The following is a 15665-nucleotide window of genomic DNA, read 5'->3' on the forward strand; positions in this document are numbered from 1 at the left end:
GTGCACCGAGCAAATCGCCGTCGGAATCGAATCGAGGTTCTCACGGATTTGGGCGTGATCGAGCCCCCACTAGCCGAGTCGGTACTCGAATCCGGGCGTCGAAAGCACCTCGGAGAACGCCCAAGACCCGGACCGATCGCTGAGGGGATCGCGCGCGTGCAACGACCGAGAAGTTCTCAAGGCCAGGCGGAAAACACCGCACATGAACGATATCGACGTCGAAGCCGTCGAAGAAATCGACGAATCTGTCGTGCCAAGCGGGATCGAAGGGCCAGAATACGTCCTCTATGGCGGGAAAGGTGGCGTCGGCAAGACGACGATGGCGGCGGCGACCGCCCTCGCCAGCGCCCGTGACGATACCGCGACGCTGGTCATCTCGACCGATCCCGCCCACTCGTTGTCAGACACCCTGGAGACAGACATCCCCGCCGAGCCCGGACGGATCCGTGAGGACATCCCACTCTATGCGGCCGAGATCGATCCCGAGGCCGCGCTGGGCGACGATCCGCTCGGAATCCAGGACGGAATGGGTGGGCTCGACAAACTGCTGGGCGAAGACGTTACCGATCCGTTCACGAACGCCATGCCCGGGACCGACGAGGCGGCGGCGATTCGGCTCTTGATCCGCTATCTCGACGACGAGCGCTTCGATCGGGTCGTAGTCGACACCGCGCCGACCGGTCACACACTCCGTTTGCTCGAACTCCCGGAAGTCATGGATTCGATGGTCGGGAAGTTCCTCTCCTTTCGGGAGCGCCTGAGCGGGATGATGGGATCCATCACCGGGATGTTCGGCGATGCCGACGAACAAGACATCGAGGAGGGCTTAGACGACCTGCGCGTGCTTCGAGAGCGCATCGAGCGTCTCCGTTCGATCCTCCAGGACCCCACGAAGACGGACTTCCGGGTCGTCATGGTCCCTGAAGAGTTGAGCGTCATGGAGTCCGAACGATTGCTCGATCGCCTCGCCGCTTTCGACATTCCAGTCGAGACTGTCGTCGTCAATCGCGTGATGGAAGACCTGGCTGACGTGGCAGACGTCGACGCCGACTGGTACGTCTCGCCGAACCTCGAAACGTGTGAGTTCTGCCAGCGCCGCTGGAACGTCCAACAAGAGGCGCTCGAACGGTCACAGGACGTCTTCCGGGGTCACGACGTGCGTCGGGTACCGCTGTTTGCCGACGAAGTTCGGGGCGAGCAGTTGCTCCGGGTCGTCGCCGCGTGTCTGGAAGAGTGAAAGCGATCGGTGCGTGACGATACTACTCGTTGATCACGAACACGCGCAAGTCATTGACGTTGGTTCCCGTCGGCCCGGTTTCGATCACCGCGTCGCTCGCTTCGAGAGGCCTCAACGCATCGTTTTCGACCAGTGCCGCCCGGCCACGCTGGGGGTTTTCGAGCGTCTGCCCGTCGACGATCGCCCCCGCGATATCGGTCCCGCCGTCCTCGCCGTCGGTGTCGACGCTGGCACAGACGACCCGCTCCGGTCGCTCGATGGCCACCCGGAGCGCGAACTCCAGGTTCGGTCCGCCATCGCCGTTGCCCGTGACCGAAACTGTCGTCTCGCCCCCCGAAAGGAGGACGGCGGGCGGTTCGACCGGTGTGCCGGTCGCCGCCGACTCCGCTGCGATCGCCAGTTGTGACAGGGCGGCCTCGGTCGCCTCGCCCCGGACCCGGGAGGAAACGACCAGGGGCTCGTAGCCGGCCTCGCGGGCGGCATCGCGGGCCGCTTCCAGCGCGGTCCAGGCATCGGCGAGGACGTGATTGTCGACGTGAGCCAGTGCCGCGGACTCGGCCGGCGTCTCCGCACGCTCACCGGCGGCACCAGCTTCGAGATGTGCACGGACCGGCGCGGGCACGCCCACGTCGTAGCGGTCCAAGATATCGAGGGCGTCCGCGTAGGTCGTCTCGTCGACGGCGGTCGGTCCGCTGGCGATCACGCCGGGATCGTCACCGACGACATCTGAAAAGAGGAGTCCGACCACTGTCGCTGGCGCGGCCACCCTGGCCAGGCCGCCACCCTTGATCGCCGAGCAGTGCTTGCGGACAGCGTTGATCTCACGAATCGAGGCCCCGCTCTCGACCAACTGCTCGGTCGCATCCTGCAGATCCACGAGCGTAATATCGCCAGCCGGCAACGCCAACAGCGCGCTGCCACCACCCGTGATCGGGGCCAGAACCAGCGTCCCCTCGCCCAATCCCTTCGCCCGTTGGAAGACGCGTCGAGCGCCTTCCAGGCTGGCTTCGTCCGGGATGGGATGGCTGCCGGCTGCCGTCTCGACGGTCTCCGTCGCGACTGGGGTCGTCGAGACAACAAGCCCCCGGTCGAGGTACCCCTCAAGTGTTCGTTCGAGTTCGCGTGCGACCATATCGGCTGCTTTGCCACCGCCGAGGACGACCACCGAGTCGTAGGCCTCGAGGTCGTACTCGCTGTCGGCGACAGTGAGAATGTCGTCCTCGACGATGAGTGACTCTCGCAAGACGTGCTGGGGCGTCGCCGCCTCGATCCCCGCCTCGATGGAAGCGAGTGCAACCTCGTGGGCCGGCGTCTTCGCCAGCCGATCGCGATCGGCGATCATCGCCCGAGGCTCGTCGCCTTCCGTACCAGGCGGAAGGCAGCGTCTCGCCACCGGTCGGGGAGATATCGCAACGCCAGGATCAGCTTCGCGCCGCGCCCGATCGCGTAGCGTGGGTCCGGATCAGTCATCGCCGCGGCGTCGAAGATGGCAGTCGCGACGTCTTCCGGAGGGATTCCGAACAGGCCGTCGTACTCGATGGCTCGGCGATCGTCCTGGCCCTCGTAGACCGCCTCGTAGGCGCCGGATTCTTCGAGTCGCTCGCGGGTGGCGTCTGCCGTGTCGGCAAAGTCCGTCTCGACGACACCCGGCTCGACCAGCACGACGTCGATTCCGTGTGGGTCGACCTCGGCACGGAGGGCGTCGCTCATCGCTTCGAGAGCGAACTTCGAGGCCGAGTAGACGCCCATCCCGGGCGTGGTGATCCGACCGTACAGACTCGAGACGTTGATGATCGTCCCCGCCTCTCGGTCGCGCATGTGGGGCAACACTGCCCGCGTCAAGCGGTGTGGACCGTAGACGTTCACGTCGAACTGATCGTGGAAGCCGTCGGTCGGCACGTCCTCGACGGGGCCAAACTGGCCGTACCCGGCGTTGTTGACCAGACAGTCGATCCGGCCCTGTTCGTCGACGATCCGATCGACGACGCGCTCGACCGCGCGCGCGTTCGTCACGTCCAGATTTGCCGTCTCCGCGCCGGCCTCGGCGAGGTCGGCGAGGTCGTCAGTGTCCCGGGCAGTCGCATAGACCGTCCAGTCTTCTTCGAGGAACCGTTCGGCGCTGGCCCGGCCGATGCCCGAGGAACAGCCCGTGATGAGTGCGATACGGTCGTCCATACCGTCGCCTCGGGTGCCCGCAAGTAAGCCCTGGCGGTCGATTGCCGAATCGCTACCCATCGAGGCACTCACGTTTGTGCCGGTCGGCCGCCCGGTCGGCGAGTCGTGTCGGCTCCGGGAGTTTGTACCCGCCAGCACACTGGGTCACGAGGTCAGCAGCCGTCGCCGCGCACACGCGATGGCCGGGACTGACGGACAGCGGATTGATCGACGTCGACCCGGACTCGTACTGACGGGTCTGGACGGCGTGGCCGATGACCGTCCCTGACTCGGCGGTCACGTCCGCGTCGGCCGCGATCGGAACGCGCTCGCCCGCCGGCATGCGGTCGGGGATCGACTCGACCGGCGTCCCACAGAGCAGGTTCTTCGCGACACCGATCGCCGGGACGTCGACGGTCACACCGACGTGGGTCGCCAGCCCCGCCTCCCGGAAGTGAATGCGACCGCTCCCGTCGACGACCAGAAGATCGGGTTCGACAGTGAGATTCGAGAGCGCGGCCAGAATGGCTCCGCCCTCGCGGAAACTCAGAAGGCCAGGAATGTACGGGATTTCGGTGTCGACGACTGCGTGCGTCCGGTCGACGATTGCCCCGTCCTGCAGGGCGACGACGGCACTCAGGGCGCGGTCGCCGTCGTCGAGAAACGCCTGATCGACGCCGGCGACGATCGGACCGTCGTCCGTGAGTCGCTGCTGGGTGTCGTCGAGCAGTTCGACGGGCGAATCGACGGCGACCGCCGCCGGATCGAAGTCGAAATCATCGTCGAAAACTGCGGCGTCGGCGATGTCACGCTGAAGGGCTTTCATCGCCTCGTGAGACAGCGACGGATCGGGGACGAACTCGGGGCGAACGGACTCCATCACTCAGAACGGGCCGCGACGGCGACCGGGACCGCCAGGGCCGCCGGGACCGCCCGGGCCACCGCCGAACTGCAACTGGTTGGGGACTCGGATCTGGCTCTGGACGCGTCGGCCATAGATAAGTCCAATTGCCAGTCCGACCAGGTGGGCCACGTTGGCGACGCCTTGTCCGCCCGTGCCGAAGATACCGAGGACGTTGATCGCGACCAGGCCGATCGTCAACATCCAGATCGGGATCGGGAAGATGAAGTACAAGTACACGCGCAGGTCAGGGTTCAACACCGTCAGCACGCCCATGATCGCCAGGGCGGCACCCGACGCGCCGAGGACGGGTGCCAGATTCCCCTGTATCGACATGATCGCGATCTGGCCGAGACCGGCCAGGACACCACTTCCCAAAAATAGCAGTGTGAAGTCTCTGGAGCCGATGTACTGCTCGACCAGACGGCCGAAAAAGAAGATCACGATCCCGTTGACGACGATGTGGCTGACCCCACCGTGGGCGAAGATCGACGTGAACCACGTCCAGACGTACTCGGGATTGCCAGGCTGGAGGGTAAAGATCGTGTGATAGAGGTCCCAGGCCTCCGGTGTGGTCGTGATTATTCCCCCTGGAACCTGTTTGAATTCGACGAAGAACGCCTTGAACAGCTCCTGGGCAAAGAACGTTACTGCCATCAGGATCAGGAACACGTAGGTCATGTTCCCACGGAAGTATCCGAGGACACCACCTGGTCCAGTGTCGGGCTTCAAGCGGTCCAACGTACTCCTCGACGAACTGGTAGTGGACCCGCTGCCAGTCGTCACACTCTCGTCGAACCCGCTATCGAAGACACCTTCTGGGTCACCCCAATCCTCTAGGCCCGGACAGTCGTGATTCTCGGGCAGGCGATGTTCGGCGCAGAAAGTCCCACCGCAGTGTTTGCAGTGATACGGCATGTTCGTCTGTGTGCTACAGACGTCACAGGTCGTCATTGCTGGTGCGTAACGGACCCTCGGGCAAAGAGATTGTGCTTGCCGCGACCAACTCGGGCAAGCTAGACGGCCGTCCCAGATGATCTCGTCCCGACGGAGAGGTTTTTGTCACTTGCACTCGGAGACGTCCCTGTGCACGACTACGAGCGCAAGCAACTCCTCGAACGGATCGAGCGCGAGGGGGCCACGGTCGGGACCGAGATTCCCGAGACCATCGAGATCGACGGGGAGCCCCTCAGCCTGCACGCGTTCGTCTTCGAGACGCGACAGCGCGACTCCATCCCGCCGGCCCACCGCGAGCGTGTCGAGGACGTCAAGACGACGCTCAGACGCGAACGAGGAGCCCGCAAGGAACGCCTCGAATCTGCGGATCTATCCCGGGAGACCGGCGAGGGACTCGCCGAATCGATCGTCGGCATCGACCGGGCGCTGAACGCCCTGAACGATCTCGGCTCTGCCGATCTCGAACAGGAACGGGCGGCCGCCGAAACGGCCGACCAGAAGCGTTGGGTGCGATTCCTCAAGCAGGCACTCGGCCAAGACGACACCGACGATCGACGGGCACAGGGTGGTGTCGAGCCATGAGTGCCAACGCAGCGATCGCCGACCGCCTCGAAGAGTTCGCCGACCGCCTCGAGGCCAAAGACGTTGCGTACAAACCCCGGGCCTACCGTCGGGCCGCCGAAAACATCGCTGCCTACCCGGGCGACGTCGCGACGCTCGCCGAAGACGGGACGGACGCCGTCAAAGAAGTCGAGGGCGTCGGCGATGCGATCGCCGCCAAGGTCGTCGAGTACGTCGAGACTGGGACCATCGAGGAACTCGAAGACCTTCGCAAGGAGTTGCCCGTCGATATGGACGCCCTGACGAGCGTCGAGGGAGTCGGTCCGAAGACGGTCGGGACCCTCTACGAGGCGGTGGGCATCGAGACGCTCGACGATCTCGAAGCAGCAGCCGAGGCCGGCGACATCCAGGCAGTATCGGGATTCGGCGCGAAAACTGAACAGAACATCCACGACGGGATCGACTTCGCCCGCCAGGCCCACGAACGCCAGTTGCTCGGTGAGGCCCGGCCACAGGGCGAAGCCGTCAAAGAGTATCTGGAAACTGTCGATGCCGTCCAAGCGTGTGAACTCGCCGGATCACTGCGGCGCTGGAAAGCCACGATCGGCGACGTCGACGTGCTCGTCGGCAGCGACGACGCCGAAACGGTCCTCGAGGCCTTCACCGACTGGGACGGGGCCGACAGGACGATCGAAGCCGGCTCCCAGAAGGCAAGTCTCCGGGCCGGCGGCGTCCGGATCGACCTCCGGGTCGTCGCGCCCCCCGAATTCGGCGCTGCCCTGCAGTACTTCACCGGGAGCAAAGATCACAACGTCGCGGTCCGCAACCGGGCCATCGAACGCGATCTGAAGGTAAACGAGTACGGCGTCTTCGACGTCGCCGACGTCGAGGACGACGACCAGCGGGCGGGCAACCGGATCGCCGGCGAGACCGAACAGGCGATGTACGAGGCCCTCGATCTACCTTGGATTCCGCCGGAACTCCGGGCGAACCGCGGAGAGGTCGAAGCGGCAGCCCAAGACGCGCTTCCGAACCTCGTCGAGACTGAGGCCGTCCGTGGCGACTTCCACGTCCACACGAACTGGTCGGACGGCAACAATTCGATCGAGGAGATGGTCGAGGCGGCCGCCAAGCGTGGCGACGAGTACGTCGCCATCACCGATCACGCGACCGGGCCGGGGATGGTCGGCGGCGTCGGCGTCGCGGACGAGCAACTCCGCGAGCAACGCACCGAGATACGGGCGATCGACGACGACCGCGCGGACATCACGGTCTTTGCCGGCGTCGAGGCGAACATCGACACCGACGGGACCGTTTCGGTCGCCGACGAGTTGCTCGCCGACTTGGATCTCGTGGTCGCCTCACCCCACGCTGGGCTGGACGGTGACGGGACCGAACAGTTGATCGCCGCTGCCAAGCACCCACACGTCGATATCATCGGCCATCCCACCGGCCGCTATCTCAACCGCCGGCCGGGACTGGATGTAGACGTCGAGCGACTCGCAAGTGTCGCCGCCGCCCACGATACAGCCCTGGAGGTCAACGCCAACCCCCAGCGGCTCGATCTGGGCGGGAACGCCGTCAAACAGGCCGTAGAAGCTGGGGCGACCATCGCCGTCAACACCGACGCCCACCGGCCCGCAAACGACGAGTACGTGCGATTTGGCATCCACACGGCACGGCGTGGCTGGGCCGAGGCGGAAGACGTACTCAACACCTGGCCAATCGAAGACATCCGGCCGTTTCTGTCCTGAACGGAGGGGCGCCGACGGTTGAGAAGGGAGACAGTAGCCGAAACCTACCATTTTACCATTCATATAATATTTCGTATCTATTTCGAACGGCCGAGATCGATGACTCCTCGGACTGGCAACGATCGAAACACACCGATATCGTAGGATACCGCCAGAGAGTGCTAATTTCGGCGACTTGCAGCTATCTGTCGTCCCGGAGACGAGTGATCGGGGGCTTCGATCACCTCTCGATCAGGGACCGCTCTGTATAGACGGATCCGCCAGTCAAAAAGGCGCTCGAAACGCATATCTATACCAACGTTGGACGGCTGACTGCTGAGTCGCTACACAGTCGGGTGACCGAGCAAAACAGTCAAAAATTACACCGTACTCTATTTATACCATATTGACTATCTTTTGTCTATGTCGATGCCAGTCACCACTCGGCATCGAGTTTGTCGACGACGTACTCCCGGACGAGATCGGCTCCCCGGTAGAACGACAGCCAGATCGCACCGGCAAAGACGAAACCTGCAACGAGCGTATCCAGTACCGTCGTGAGCAGGCCCTGCCAGCCCACGATCAGAGAGAGAGTGGCGTCGAGGACAACCGTCCCGAAAAACAGCGGGGCGAAGTAGACGACGATGCGAACGAGGGGCTGTTCGCGCGCCCACTGGTCCCAGTTTTCAACGACGAGGACGTAGAGGACGGCCGAGGAAAAGACGAGCCACAAGCCCGTGATCACCATGCCCTGGCGGGCAGTCTGAACGGTGATCAGGGATCCGGCGGTAAAGGCCGTGAGAATGCCCAAGCTGATCGCCCAAATCACTGCTTTCCCTCGACTGAAAGCTTCGCTCATCGGTCGATCGTTGGATCAGCTACCTCAAAACGTTGCCGCTCGTCAGCCCCGAGTCTGTGGCTGTCGGGGTGAAAAATAGAAGACGCGTGGTGGACAACCGGACCGCGGAGTTCGCCGGGAGACCTTACGTCGCGATCCCTTCGGCGAACTGTTCGGCGAACAGCACGTAGATGACGATCGTCGGCAGCGCCGCGAGGAACGCTGCAGCCATCCGGAGCGGGAAGTTGACCCCGCTCAGGTCAGCACCGATCCCCGAGAGGATGAGCGTGATCGTCGCCGCCTGGTCCGAAGAGCTCCCGATCAGCGTCAGCGAGAACAGGAACTCGTTCCAGATCTGGGTGAACTGGTAGATCAACACGACGCCGATCATCGGTTTCGACAGCGGCAGGACGATGCGCGTGTAGATCTTCGTGATGCTCGCACCGTCGACTTTCGCGGCCTCGACCAGTTCCGTCGAGATCGTCTTGTAGTACGACCGGAACAGGAGGAAACAGATCGGAATCCCGTAGGCGACGTGGGTAATCGTCAGCTCTGCCAGCGTCCCCCAACGTTCGTTCGCCGGGATAATCGTGATTCCTTCGATGATCAGACCCTCCGAGAGCGGGAAGATGTTGACCCAGAAGTCGCTCAGCGGGACCAAGATCGCCTGGTAGGGCAGGAAGATGCCGAAGACGAACAGCAACACGACCGGCATCTGGCGACGCCAGTCGACCAGGGTGAGCCCGTAGGCAGCCGTACTCCCGAGAATCACGTCGAGTATCGTCGAGGGAATCGCCATCGCGAAGCTGTTGACGAACCCGCGAGCTAACTGATCGAACGCCTGGCCCCAGCTTTCGAGCGTGAAGTTACCGGGGGTTGGTGGAAGGAACGGCGTCGTCGCGGCTCCGCTCGCTTTCAGTGACGTGACCAGTCCCGTATAGATCGGCGACAGGAAAAACGCCACGAAGGCGATGATCACGAAGTACAGCCCGAGCCGGCGGTAACTGATCTCCGGCAGGAGGCGTGCGACACCGTCGCGTTTCGAGGTGGTTGATTGACTCATTTTAGAGCGCCCTCGCTTTGTACTGGTAGTAGAGGTACGGCGCGACCACGAGCAGTCCCATCGCCAGCAGGATGGTCGCGATCGCGGCGGCATACGCCCAGTGCTGGAGGTTGAACGCCTCGCGCACCATCAGCGTCGCGAGCACGTCAGTCCCTTTGGGGGGTCGGTACGTCCCGAACATCGCATAGAGGAACGTGAAGATCTTCAGCGCGAAGATCATCAGCACGACAGCTGCACTCACCGAGGCCGACTTCAACTGCGGGATGATGACCCGCCAGTAGGTCTTGATGATGCTCGCGCCGTCGACCTTCGCGGCCTCGAACTGGTCGTTGGGAATCGACTGCAAGCCGGCCAGGAACACGACCATACAGTAGCCGCTGAACTGCCATATTAACGCGAAGATGACAGCTCCCAGCACCAACTGTGGATCCCCGATCCAGTTGTACGGTCCGAGGCCGAACAACCCGATGAAGGTGTTGACGAGTCCGTTTTCGAAGTTGTACATCCACAGCCAGAACTGGGCCGTCACGACAAAGGAAAGGGCCATCGGCAACAGGTAGATCGTCTGGATCGCGCCCTTCTGGCGGATGTCTCGATCGAGGAGAATCGCCAGGAACAGGCCCAGGATGAGCGAGATGCTCGTGAACGCGACCAGCAGGACGAACGTGTTCCTGCCGGTCGAGAACACGGCCGGATCCGCCAACGCCTGGGCGTACATCTCAAAGTCCAGTTGGCTGTAGTCCGGCGGTTGGAGGAACCCCTCGTAATCCGTCAACGAGATCAAGAAGTTCCAGATGATCCCGCCGTAGACAGCCAGCCCCATCAGCAGTAATGGGATCAGCCAGAACGGCGAGGATCGAACGAAGTCACTCTTCCAGAACCGCCGTAAGCGTTCGCGCCTATCGGTCTCAGTAGCGTGGCCACCGCTAGCACCGGGTCCAGCTACCGTGTCTTGTGAACCTGCCATGATTGAAACGATGAGGTGAAGATTTGGGCGTTACTGTGAGACAACGTCGGTAAGGCCCGACACTGTCTGGTCGACGTTGTACGGCCCCATGAAGTTACTTCCAATCACGTCCTTTGCCTCACTCAGCTGCTCTGGCGAGACGGCCAGGCCGTGTGCGATCGTGGGCGGGAACTTCTCTTTGTTCGCCAGGTGGTCGGCGTTCATCTCGAGGAACGGCGTCAGCCGACTCGAATCGATATCGGTCCGGAGCGGGATCGCACCCTTGCGGTTCCCGAACTCGACCTGGGCGTCTTTCGTCCCCAGGAACTTCGCCCACATCTTCTGCTTGACCGGCGTGTTGGTGTCACGGGCGAAGGTGAACGCGTCGATGTGGAGCATGTACATGTCGCTCGTGCCCGGATACGCGATCCAGTCCCAGTCTTCCTGGTAGGAGACGCCACTGTCCTCGGCACGGTACATGCCGTACGCCCAGTTCCCCTGCTGGATGCAACCGGCGTTGCCATCCATCATCTGCTGGTTGCCCTCGGTGAAGGCGATCGTCGCAGCGTCACTGTTGATATGGTTTTCCAGCATCTCCTTGGTGACTTCGAGAGCGTTCCGGAGGTGGTCCTCGTCGACGTCCCCCTCGATGTAGTTCATGTAGGCGTCGTAGCCGCCATCCATGCCAAGGAAGTTCTGGAAGACCAGCTGGAGGGTCGTCCACGCACCCGACATGGCGTGAGCCATCGGGTCGGCGTCGGTTTCTTGACCGATCGTTTCGAACGCGTCGAGGAGATCGTTCGGATTGTCGATCGCACTCGGATCGACACCGGCATCATCGAAGACGTGCACGTTGTAGAACAGATTGTTCATCCGGTGAGAGACCAGCGGCATCGACCGGTACTCGCCGTTGAGCTGGGACTCCGTTGCCGCCCTGGAGTTCATCGTCTCCGTGTAGTTGTTCTCCTCCCAGACGTCGGTGATGTTTGCCAGCAACCCACCGTACTGGGTGATGTTCTGGCCGGGCCAGGCCTGCCAGGCTGCCGGCGGGTCCCGGTTGGCGAGCCGTCGCGCGACCACAGAGTCGAGGTTGACGTTCCCCGTCCCGCCGATCGGCCGGAAGTTGGTCGCCAGATCCGGGTACTCCTCTTTGAACATCGAGGTCAACTTCTCGACGGCCGCCGCACCGTCCCCGCCGGTCCAGGCGTGGAGGACTTCGAGCTCGGTATCGTTGGGTGTCGGCTCACTGCTCTCGGTCGTCGTATCTGTGTCCGCGGGGGCCTCGGTCGTCGTATCGCCACCGCCACAACCGGCCAACCCAGCCATGGCAAGCCCTGCTGACGCTCCGAGAACACTCCGACGGGAAACGGTGTCGCCACCGGTACTGGTATCTTCTGTCATACATTTCTGTGTTCAACGTACTCCTATTTAGTAATTGTGGTAGAATTTTTATGTTGAATAGCGAGCCCTGAGACTCACAGACGGCAAAACAAACGACCAACTGCTCGCCGCGACCGATTCAAGCCGGTTTTGCGCCTTTGAGTGGCCGGTCACCTTCGATCTCCCCGAGACTCCGATTGTGCAACGATTCGCCCGTTTCGGCATCGAAGAGGTGGATCGCACTCTCGGGCAGCCCGATCCCGATCGATTCGAGTTCGTCGACGTTTCGCATCCCGCTGATCGTCGACGTCAGCGCGGATTCAGTCCGGTCCTGACTCTCGAAAGCGAGGTGGACCGTGTTCTCGTCGCCCATCGGTTCGACGACGTCGACGGTAGCCGGGAACTCGTGTCTCCGTTCCGCTGCATCGAGAATCTCGACGTCCTCGGGCCGAATGCCAAAGACGAGCTCGTCGTGACCCTCGATGTTTGCCAGTACGTCGTCGCTGAGCGGGTACTCGAAGTACTCGCCGACGAGACGCCCATCTTCGAGCGTGACCTCGAGGAAGTTCATCGACGGATCGCCAATGAAGCCGGCGACGAACTGGTTGTTGGGCCGGTGATAGCACTCCAGTGGCGTCCCGACCTGCTGGAGTTCACCGTCGTTGAGGACGGCGATTCGATCGGACATCGTCATCGCCTCCGTCTGGTCGTGAGTGACGTAGATGGTCGTCGTATCGAGATCCTCCTGGAGGTGTTGGAGTTCCGTCCGCATCTCCGAGCGGAGTTTCGCGTCCAGATTCGCCAGCGGTTCGTCCAGCAGGAACGCCTCCGGTTCGCGGACGATCGCTCGGCCAAGCGCGACCCGCTGCTGTTGGCCCCCCGAAAGTTCACCGGGTTTCCGGTCGAGCAGCGCGTCGATCCCCAGCATCTCGGCGGCGTCCTCGACTCGTGTACGGATCTCATCTTTCGAGAGGTCAGTGGCTTCCTCGAGCCCGAAGGACATGTTCCCGCGGACCGTCATGTGGGGGTAGAGAGCGTACGACTGGAAGACCATCGCCACGTCACGTTCCTGGGGCGAGAGGTTCGTAATCGGCTTATCGTCTAGACTGATCGTGCCCTCGGTGGGCATTTCGAGCCCGGCGACCATCCGAAGGGTCGTCGACTTACCACACCCTGACGGACCGACCAAAACGAGGAACTCACCGTCCTGAATGTTGAGATCGAGATCGTCAACCGCGATAATCTCGCCGCTCTGATCCTGGAATTTTTTGGTCACTCCGTCGAGTATTACGTTCGCCATGTTCGATTGTGCGGTATTCTGGTATAAATAATTTATTGTGTCTAACGATCACGATCGCAGACGGAGCCGAAACCCCGACACGAGGAGGGAGTCGTCCGGGGCCAACCCACTCAGTCCGCCGAGAGGTCGCCGACGTAGAGGTCGCCCTCGCTGTCGGTGTCGAACTCTTCGAGGGCGTCGTGGAGCGGGCGCGCGTATTGGGTGAGGTCTTGGGCACGTTCGGACACCGCAGTGAGTTCCGAGGCTTGTTCTTCGGCCGCACCGGCGACGATGCCCGATTCCGCGAGCGTCTCCTCACTCAGGGTCGCGACCTCACCGACCCGGGCGGCGATCTCGTTGAGACGATCGACCTGTTCGTCCACGTCTTGGTCAGTTTCCTCGGCAGCAAGCTGCTCGAAGCTGTCGGCCAGGTCGTCGATCTCCGCTGAGACGTCCTGAAGGCGCTCTTTTTGATCGTCGGCATCGTCGGCGATCCGCTGGACAGAATCGGCAACGTGACCGCTCGCGACGCGAACGCTGTCGGAACTGGCCTGGAGGACCTCGCCGGTCTCCTCGACCCGGACGGCGAACTGTTTCAGTTCCTCGGTGGTCCGCTCTAGTTCCGCGACCATCTCGTTGAACGACGTCGCGATCTGATCCATCGCTTCGTTCTCCCCATCCGGGTCGAGACGTTGGGTCAGATCCCCGTCTGCACACTGTCGCATCGTGTCTGAGTATTCCTCAGCCTTCTGCTGGAGGTACTCGTTCATCCGCATCGCCTCTGCTCGGGAGACTTCGGCCTCTTTGCGAGCCCGTTCGGCCTCCGTTATCTGCTGGTTGAGCGACGAGCGCATGTTCTCGAACCCGTCGTACAGTTCACCGATAGCGTCGATCCGGGACGTCCCCGCTGTCGCTTCGAGATCGCCATCGCGAAGCTTGCCTGCCCAGTGGCGTAAGCGATTGAGGTCACGTGTCGTGTTGTACCCGATCGCGGCCCCCAAGACACCGACGAGGATGACGCCGCCGAGGGTAGCAAGCCGCCCCCATCGCGAGATGGCCCAGACGAACCCGTAGACGCTCGACCGGGGTTCGTGGACGAGGACAGTCCAGTTCAGCGGGACGTTCGTGACACTGATCGGAGCATATCCCACAGTGTATTGTTCGTCGATAACAGCCGTTTTGGCCGCCATATCGGGGATCACACCAGCCGGCCGATCGGTGCCACGCAACGTCGCTGCGAGCGTGACCGGGTGCAGTGCCCGCTGGTCGCCGTACTGGCCGAGGACCTCCGCGCTCTCGCCAGCCACCTGTACGATACCGTCGTCGTTGACGACCTGCGTGAAACGATCGTCACTGGTCGTGTCGATCGACGACGCCAGGTCAGCGACGGAGTACTCCATGACGAGGTACCGATCTGGATGGTCAGCGGCTGGGCTGACGAACGCGACGACAGGCGTCTCGCCAACCCGATGGACGTCAGTGACGTGGACGTCCATCACGTCCAGCGAATCGAAGGGGGTAGACTGAATCCACGCGCGGGTCGTCTCTGAGAGATTCATCTCGAAAGAGATCTGCGGGCTGGCGACGACCCGGGGAGCATGCTCGGAATAATTCAGCAGATAGATGCCGTGAACGCCGTAGACGTTCCCGGCTGTCGTTGCCAGTTCCTGTTGGATATCGAATCGAGACCCCGGGTCTGTTCGACTCAACGCGGTGTCTTTCGATGCGAGTTTCACCGAGATAGAGTTGCGCTCGACCCACGTTTCGATCGCGTTTGCCTGTTGAGACGCCAGATTCTGGTACTCCTCTTTGACGTTCTGTTCGACCTGCTCGGCGACGGCCCCGGTTGCCGTCGCTCCGATAACGCCGATCGCCAGGCCCATGACCACCAAGATGAGTGCGAACTTGAGCGTGAAGCGCCGGCGGATGAAATTCGGCACGACTCGACTGAATACGGACCCCCCATCGGACCCAGCCGTCGAATCGACCTCCCGATCATCTGTCATCGTTTATCCTCGTGATTGTACCCATGTGGTATGGCCCCGTATATGTTTCTCAAAGCAGTTTTGCACAGTCCCGGGACCCATATTGTTAGACAAAAATCATAATGGTCGTTCAAACGTTTGCGATGGGCGAACAGTAAGAGCCCACTAGAATCGGACGAGACGGATGAATCCAAACACACAGACCGCCTACCCCGAACTCGCTCGCCACCCGTCGGAATACCGAGCTGAAGGGGTGCAAATCGTTCATTGTTTGCAAACGCTAATGATTGCGATGCAGTAGGGGAGTCCGTGGCACAGCCGATCGGAGTGGGCCTCACCACCAGCGCCAAGACGTACTCTGCAGACCGGTCAGAGATGTCGCCCATCGGGCGAGGTACGCACTGGAGTACCCATCGCGTCGACGACGGTCGGCACGAAGACTGGGCCAGACGTCCAAAGCGAGCTGGTCCGAATTCGTTTCCACATCGTGAACGAACGAGGAGTATCCGAAGACGACGAACCGTCATACGGAGCGTATCGTTTCCAGTCAGTGAACGGGTCGGGTCGAGCGACCAACGTAACAAGCGTACGTTTGTAATACCAAATTCCCGACACACGAATCAGGGGCTCT

At 62.2% G+C, this 15665-nt stretch carries 13 protein-coding genes; 3 read left to right on the top strand and 10 right to left on the bottom strand.

All coding sequences use genetic code 11. From position 1 onward, the window contains the following. Nucleotides 1–202: 202 nt before the first annotated feature. On the top strand, nucleotides 203–1237 hold the full coding sequence (locus tag Hrd1104_RS07885; RefSeq protein ID WP_154552241.1) for a TRC40/GET3/ArsA family transport-energizing ATPase: 1035 nt from the start codon (nucleotides 203–205) through the stop codon (nucleotides 1235–1237). A 22-nt stretch (nucleotides 1238–1259) separates the two neighbouring features. Here the strand turns inward: Hrd1104_RS07885 and Hrd1104_RS07890 are convergent, their stop codons facing one another. From Hrd1104_RS07890 to Hrd1104_RS07905, 4 genes are read right to left on the bottom strand one after another with little or no spacing between them, the layout of a single operon-like run. Further along, on the bottom strand, nucleotides 1260–2579 hold the full coding sequence (locus Hrd1104_RS07890; RefSeq protein WP_154552242.1) for a glycerate kinase: 1320 nt from the start codon (nucleotides 2577–2579) through the stop codon (nucleotides 1260–1262). Continuing rightward, nucleotides 2576–3412: an SDR family NAD(P)-dependent oxidoreductase gene (locus Hrd1104_RS07895; protein ID WP_154552243.1), complete on the bottom strand. Its 837-nt coding sequence runs from the start codon at nucleotides 3410–3412 to the stop codon at nucleotides 2576–2578. The genes Hrd1104_RS07890 and Hrd1104_RS07895 overlap by 4 nt, the downstream gene beginning before the upstream one ends. A gap of 52 nt (nucleotides 3413–3464) precedes the next feature. After that, nucleotides 3465–4271 carry an endonuclease V gene (locus Hrd1104_RS07900; RefSeq protein ID WP_154552244.1) on the bottom strand — a complete coding sequence of 269 codons (807 nt, stop codon included), beginning with the start codon at nucleotides 4269–4271 and terminating at the stop codon, nucleotides 3465–3467. Nucleotides 4272–4274: 3 nt separating this feature from the next. After that, a complete protein-coding gene (locus Hrd1104_RS07905) occupies nucleotides 4275–5246 on the bottom strand; it encodes a rhomboid family intramembrane serine protease (RefSeq protein ID WP_154552245.1) in 972 nt (323 codons plus the stop codon). A 132-nt stretch (nucleotides 5247–5378) separates the two neighbouring features. On the opposite strand from Hrd1104_RS07905, the gene Hrd1104_RS07910 reads away from it, so the two are divergent. Next, a complete protein-coding gene (locus Hrd1104_RS07910; RefSeq protein ID WP_154552246.1) occupies nucleotides 5379–5831 on the top strand; it encodes a DUF5788 family protein in 453 nt (150 codons plus the stop codon). Next, a complete protein-coding gene (polX, locus tag Hrd1104_RS07915; protein WP_154552247.1) occupies nucleotides 5828–7564 on the top strand; it encodes a DNA polymerase/3'-5' exonuclease PolX in 1737 nt (578 codons plus the stop codon). Before Hrd1104_RS07910 ends, polX begins: the two co-directional genes overlap by 4 nt. Nucleotides 7565–7979: 415 nt before the next feature. Here the strand turns inward: polX and Hrd1104_RS07920 are convergent, their stop codons facing one another. The 6 genes from Hrd1104_RS07920 to Hrd1104_RS07945 all read right to left on the bottom strand — a co-directional run bounded on the left by Hrd1104_RS07920 (nucleotide 7980) and on the right by Hrd1104_RS07945 (nucleotide 15055). Then, on the bottom strand, nucleotides 7980–8402 hold the full coding sequence (locus Hrd1104_RS07920) for a hypothetical protein (protein WP_154552248.1): 423 nt from the start codon (nucleotides 8400–8402) through the stop codon (nucleotides 7980–7982). Between the two features lie 124 nt (nucleotides 8403–8526). Beyond that, the gene (locus Hrd1104_RS07925; protein WP_154552249.1) at nucleotides 8527–9444 is read right to left on the bottom strand and encodes a carbohydrate ABC transporter permease; all 918 of its coding nucleotides are present in this window, start codon (nucleotides 9442–9444) and stop codon (nucleotides 8527–8529) included. A 1-nt stretch (nucleotide 9445) separates the two neighbouring features. Beyond that, complete coding sequence (locus Hrd1104_RS07930; RefSeq protein ID WP_154552250.1) at nucleotides 9446–10411, bottom strand: carbohydrate ABC transporter permease; 966 nt, start codon at nucleotides 10409–10411, stop codon at nucleotides 9446–9448. Nucleotides 10412–10441: 30 nt separating this feature from the next. After that, nucleotides 10442–11791: an ABC transporter substrate-binding protein gene (locus tag Hrd1104_RS07935; protein WP_154552251.1), complete on the bottom strand. Its 1350-nt coding sequence runs from the start codon at nucleotides 11789–11791 to the stop codon at nucleotides 10442–10444. Nucleotides 11792–11909: 118 nt separating this feature from the next. Next, nucleotides 11910–13070, bottom strand: a complete 1161-nt coding sequence (locus Hrd1104_RS07940) for an ABC transporter ATP-binding protein (protein WP_154552252.1) — start codon at nucleotides 13068–13070, stop codon at nucleotides 11910–11912. Nucleotides 13071–13180: 110 nt separating this feature from the next. Then, nucleotides 13181–15055 carry a methyl-accepting chemotaxis protein gene (locus Hrd1104_RS07945; protein ID WP_154552253.1) on the bottom strand — a complete coding sequence of 625 codons (1875 nt, stop codon included), beginning with the start codon at nucleotides 15053–15055 and terminating at the stop codon, nucleotides 13181–13183. Nucleotides 15056–15665 lie beyond the last annotated feature (610 nt).

It is taken from the genome of Halorhabdus sp. CBA1104 (assembly GCF_009690625.1).
Classification (GTDB): Archaea; Halobacteriota; Halobacteria; order Halobacteriales; family Haloarculaceae; genus Halorhabdus.